The organism is Vibrio sp. S457-15 (assembly GCF_000960545.1).
Lineage (GTDB): Bacteria > Pseudomonadota > Gammaproteobacteria > Enterobacterales > Vibrionaceae > Vibrio > Vibrio parahaemolyticus.
Genome location: NZ_JYOQ01000052.1, coordinates 1 through 5706 on the forward strand (window position 1 = coordinate 1; position 5706 = coordinate 5706).

Sequence of the window (5706 nt, forward strand, 5' to 3'; positions counted from 1 at the left end):
TGCCAATTTTGAATTTTTACCACGCTAGTTAACACTGAAATTGAACGTCGATACGACAATTTCAACTTTGAGCTTTTACCACTAGATCTTGCGATATAGCTGCGTTTTTCCTCTTGCAAACTAACGCTGCGTTAAGGGGTGAATGCCGCATAAACCAAGCTTCCGCAGACCACTTTCACCACCAAAACTCACTGCAAACCAAAAATGCCACGCGGCATGAATCCCGCTTAAACGCCTTGTTATGCTTAAGCTTCAATGGCTTACGTTTTACTAAAAACAAGATTAACTCGACTTTGATTCACAAACAAAAGCCAAAACGTAGAAAACCGAAATGAATCATAGTTTTGATAATCAGGCTCGGAATTTGGGCAAATCTGGTTTGAAGTTTGAAAACCTAAAAATGGATTTCTGATTGAGCCAACCGCCCTAACCTCGCGCTTGCCAAAAAATTGATTGAGGCAACTCTCTGAATTTCCAGCGCCAAAGAATAAGTGTCCGAAAAACAGCGCTCAAAAAAGCCAACTTGCCGACAAGCACCGAACTGAAAAGCCGAGGGAACAAAGAAAAACCATAACCAACTGATTTTACTTGATTAAGCATAACGCCGCATTAAGGGGTGAACAACGCAAACCACCCGACCTAAACTATTGTGCCGTAGACACTAAAGCTGATTCAAACCAAAACTGCCAAGCGTTGTGAATCCCTCTTGAATGCTTTGTTATGCGCACTTTTTTAGATAACGTCCCTGAGGGTGCTTTCTACCAAAACACCCGCGATAAACTTGAGTTTTACTGCCTTTGTATAACTTAGTTGAAAACCCAACTCTACGTTACAGTCAACCAAGTCGCCTTGAGGCAATTCAAATATTCCTGAGTACCAACTCGCAAACAAAGGCTCATTATCAACAAGGCGATATTTCCCTTCTAGGTTAACCAAATATAGCTTGTTACCTTGTACTTCCCAGGTTGCAATATAATTACGCCAGCAAGCTGTCGAAAAATAGATACCGCTTGAATCGATACTTTCAAGCTCGCTAAGACTCAACTCCTCAATCTTCGAATTATCGACGGGAAAACCCAAACAAAAAGGCATTTGATATTCGGAGCCTAAATATTTGCAATTATCCTTTACTTGATTTGTCATGTAGCCTCCGCACCGGCAGTTCGCATAACGCCCTGTTAAGGTGTGAGCAACGCAATACCGATGCCGCCGCATGCCACCTTAATCACTTAAACCAACGCATAGTAAAAATGCCACGCGTTGCGAATCACTCTTAAACAGTTTGTTAGGGCAATCGATACTCCGATACCTCGTCTAATGCCAAATCGATAATGTTTATGTGATTTCGTAGCGTATCTATTATCGACTTTATTAGCAGAGTGCCAATATATAAACCTCCTAGAAAGGAAACAGCCCAAATATGAACAAGATTCAAGGTATCACTTTCTATTTTTGGTAGCTGAGTATATGTGTAGTAAAGCATAAACAAAGCAGGGAAAATACCTAGTTTGTCCATTGCACCAACCAAAAAGCTCATCCGCCCTGAGAGGAATAGAATTCTCTTTTCAAATAGACCTTTCACATGCTTTAAAGACGTTACATTGAACTTAGCAAGATCTCTTGCTAAGTCGAAAGCTGATTGACTATTCGCCTTGATCGCACTGAGCGCGCTTCGCTTTGCAGAGAACAAGAATGATAATGCGCCTATGGCAGTAGATAATACATATCCCACCACAAATAAGTAGCAAAGCATCACTGAATATATGGCGTACTCTTTCTGACCAAAGAATAATAGAGCAAATGTTACAACTAAACATAGAAAAGAAAGCAATAACGACCATTTTTCTAAAGAGGACTCGAAGAAGTACTTGGGCAAAGGTCCAAACTTTGGCTCTGTTGCAATAAACATGTCTATTATTTCATTAACGTCTGAATTCATACTTTCCTCGACTGCCCTAACGCCGCATTAAGGTGTGAGCGACGCTTGGCTATACTTGAGCGAAGCGAAACTGCCAAGCGTTGCGAATCACTCTTAAATGCTTTGTTAGCACTTTATCTCGCTTGGTAGATAAACTCTCGATGGTACTTTAAGTACTGAGCTGTTTCTTTACTCAAGCTGCGAAGTTTTAAACTGTGCTCAACATTCAATGCCGTTAGCGCTGAAGGGTCTAGTGATTCGGAAATTAAAATTTTCCCATTCTCATCAAAACTAATCATGCCACTATCGAACAAGGTATCCAGATTTGGTGTCAGCAACAAGCCATTGTAAGGATCTAATCGTTCTTCATTTGAAGAATCACGCCAAGGTTTTATATGCGAAGCTTTTAAGAGCCCAACTTGCTCGCACCCAGTTACAGAACATCTTTTCCAAAGATCGATTAAGGTTTTTCGATACTTACCCTGTCCCCTGCGACTACTAACTAAACGCTCCACTTCTGTTTCAGTAAGTTTATCAAGTTCACCACTTGCTTTAGCGTCTGCTATTTCGTCTTCTGGGTTTCTCAAGTAGAGTGGCTTTAATTCTGACAAACGAATCAAAAAAGAGCGCATGGATTCTTTTGTTTGAAACCCAAATGGGATTCCAAATGGTATAGGCTGCTCCCCTCGGTTGAGTCTTTTAGGAAACTTGCGCATGCTAGACTTGTGATTCAATGAACCTGTAGTCTCTACTCCATCGAGCAAAGCTAGTTCATTTTTGTAGAATTCTGCACGAGGATGGATCACTAACCCCGAAGGTTTCGCTCCAGCCTGTTTATTAATGTAAACGTATTGTTTTAGCGATGGTAAAAAGAACTGAATCGCATATTTAACTTCATGCCTTTCAGTAGCTTTGAACTCACTCAGTACTTCTTCTATTTCTTTTAATGTGATCATTTACCAACTCTCGAAAGTGCTAACGCCGCGTTAAGGGGTGAATGCCGCATAAACCAAGTTTCCGCAGACCACTTTCACCACAAAAATCACCGCAAACCAAAAATGCCACGCGGCATGAATCCCGCTTAAACGCCTTGTTATGTTTATTTAGCCTGAGATTTCAGACCGTTAATTGCATCAGACACGGACTCAAACTGAATTTTTGTCAAGCATACCTCTGAACGACAAAACTCATGCGACTGAATAAGTTTTGATGCTTGTTCCGCTGTAACTTGAACCTGCTCATTCGCCAGATTAACTTCTGCATCATTGATAATTATCGAAAAAGTGTTTCCAACAGAATCAATAACTCGATCATTTTGGCATAAAATCAAATTTGAACACTCACGGTTCAAATCACTCTCAGATGCAAGATAAACTAGTTCATCATCGCCATCCAGTTTCAGAATACATGGCCAACTGATCATGATTTTCTCCGATAAACATAACGCTGCGTTAAGGGGTGAATGCCGCATAAACCAAGCTTCCGCAGACCACTTTCACCACCAAAACTCAACGCAAACCAAAAATGCCACGCGGCATGAATCCCACTTGAACGCCTTGTTATGTTTAAGACTCAAAGGGTTAAGTTTTGCGATACCAAGAGCTTAACTCGACTTATCTTTGAAAACCAAAACCAGACACTAAAAAACTGAATTAACTCATAATTTTGAATCTTCTGACTTTAAGTTTTAACGTTAGAAACCGAAAGCTGGTGCTCAAACGTTGAAACTAACATCGCTTCATTCGACTCACAAACGCACTGAACTTTAATGAGGCAACTCTCTGAATTTTTAGCGCCCACGAATTGGAGTCCAGAAAACAGCGACCACTAAACGTAACTTGCCGACAAGACCAAAATTGGAAAGCTGCGAAAACAAAAAAAAGATGCAACCAACTGACTTTACGTGACTAAACATAACGCTGCGTTAAGGGGTGAATGCCGCATAAACCAAGTTTCCGCACACCACTTTCACCACAAAAATCACCGCAAACTAAAAATGCCACGCGGCATGAATCCCGCTTAAACGCCTTGTTATGTTTAAGACTCAAAGGGTTAAGTTTTACGATACCAAGAGCTTAACTCGACTTACCTTTGAAAACCAAAACCAGACTCTAATAAGCTGAATTAACTCATAAATTTAGTCGTAATGACTTTGAGTTTTAGCGTGAGAAACCGAAAGCTGGTGCTCAAACGTTGAAACTAACATCACTTCATTCGACTCACAAACGCACTGAACTTTAATGAGGCAACTCTCTGAATTTTTAGCGCCCACGAATTGGAGTCCAGAAAACAGCGACCACTAAACGTAACTTGCCGACAAGACCAAAATTAGAAAGCTGAGAAAGCAAAGAAAAGATGCAACCAACTGATTTTACGTGACTAAACATAACGCCCTGTTAAGGGGTGAGCAACGCAATACAAAAGCTCCTGCATACCACCTTAACCACTAAAATCAACGCATAGTAAAAATGCCACGCGTTGCGAATCCCTCTTGAACAGTTTGTTATGTGTTGGGTAGCTGGACAGATAATTCACTTTCGTTTTGTACCAATTCTAACGTCATTCTCTTCTCATGAACCACGCTAAGAAAAACATTAATCACGCTTACAAGCTGCATATAATACAATTCCTTTTTACTTTCTCTGTCTGAAGCAAAGAAGAACCCAGCGCAAACATGATTGTCAGGAACAAACGGTGAAAAATGATTGCTATGTACAAATTGATTACATAAAGCCTCCAAACTAAGTTGCTTTGAGCCGCCAGAGAAAAGCTGGTAGTCATTGATGAACCTATTTTGTTCAGATTTTTCTGCTTTGGGGTACGTCGTGATTTTCCAGTTAAGGCTTATGACGTTATTTGGCAGTAAACCGCTTTCTTTCAATTTACGGATAGAGTAAAAGCCAAGGAAAATAGATTTTTCGACCGAGAATTCAAGCTCGTCATTCCAATCATTTGTTCGATAGAGCTTTTCAAGAGATGTGGCTGATTGCTCTAGCTCAGCTAACCAATAACTTTTCAATCGACTGTCAATCATAAAACCTCTTAAACACATAACGCCCTGCTAAGGGGTGAACAACGCAATACAGAATCCGCTGCATACCACCTTAATCACTAAAATCAACGCATAGTAAAAATGCCACGCGTTGTGAATCCCTCTTGAGCAGTTTGTTAGTTTGCAGACCCAAAGGGTTGATTTTACGTTATTTTAAACTTTGCGAACAACAAACTTTATGTACTTTGATGCACTTAAGTCAGGCGTAGTCTCAAAGCGGCTAGTCAATGAAACCACTTGGAACAAACAACGCCGCAGAAAACGAACTCACAACACCAAAAGCGCTTTTGGAAAACCAATCTCACAATGCGGACTTTCAACAAAGTCACTGAAACCACGTGGAACTTACCACACCAGAGAAAACGTCATTTCAGCGAGTAAATCGGCTTTTGTACCAACAAACTCAACGAGCAGAGTTTCAGCAAAAAAGTTCAACTCAGTTAACCCAAAAGTCGCCGCACCAAAGAACAAATCAACCGTTGAAGCGATGCCAATTTTGGATTATCACCACGCTAGTTAACACTGAAATTGAACGCCGATACGACAATTTCGACTTTGAGCTTTTACCACTAGATCTTGCGATATAGCTGCGTTTTTCCTCTTGCAAACTAACGCCTTGCTAAGGTGTGAGTAACGCAATACAAAAGCTACCGCACAGCGCCTTAATCACCATAAGCCACCGCAAAGTAAAAATGCCACGCGTTACGAATCACTCTTAAGCAATTTGTTAGTACAT

General features: G+C 40.7%; 5 protein-coding genes. All 5 read right to left on the reverse strand.

Annotation, left to right across the window (positions count from 1 at the left end; translation table 11 throughout):
• Nucleotides 1-732: 732 nt before the first annotated feature.
• The 5 genes from UF05_RS07595 to UF05_RS07615 all read right to left on the reverse strand — a co-directional run bounded on the left by UF05_RS07595 (nucleotide 733) and on the right by UF05_RS07615 (nucleotide 4952).
• Nucleotides 733-1143, reverse strand: coding sequence for a hypothetical protein (locus UF05_RS07595; RefSeq protein ID WP_045545070.1), 411 nt, complete (start codon nucleotides 1141-1143; stop codon nucleotides 733-735).
• A 142-nt stretch (nucleotides 1144-1285) separates the two neighbouring features.
• A complete protein-coding gene (locus tag UF05_RS07600) occupies nucleotides 1286-1939 on the reverse strand; it encodes a hypothetical protein (RefSeq protein ID WP_045545071.1) in 654 nt (217 codons plus the stop codon).
• A 113-nt stretch (nucleotides 1940-2052) separates the two neighbouring features.
• The gene (locus UF05_RS07605; protein ID WP_020840798.1) at nucleotides 2053-2874 is read right to left on the reverse strand and encodes a DUF2002 family protein; all 822 of its coding nucleotides are present in this window, start codon (nucleotides 2872-2874) and stop codon (nucleotides 2053-2055) included.
• 143 nt (nucleotides 2875-3017) lie between these two features.
• Entirely contained in the window at nucleotides 3018-3341 is a 324-nt protein-coding gene (locus tag UF05_RS07610; protein ID WP_231583806.1) for a DUF4144 domain-containing protein, read from the reverse strand.
• A 1080-nt stretch (nucleotides 3342-4421) separates the two neighbouring features.
• The gene (locus UF05_RS07615; RefSeq protein WP_045545073.1) at nucleotides 4422-4952 is read right to left on the reverse strand and encodes a hypothetical protein; all 531 of its coding nucleotides are present in this window, start codon (nucleotides 4950-4952) and stop codon (nucleotides 4422-4424) included.
• Nucleotides 4953-5706: the final 754 nt, after the last annotated feature.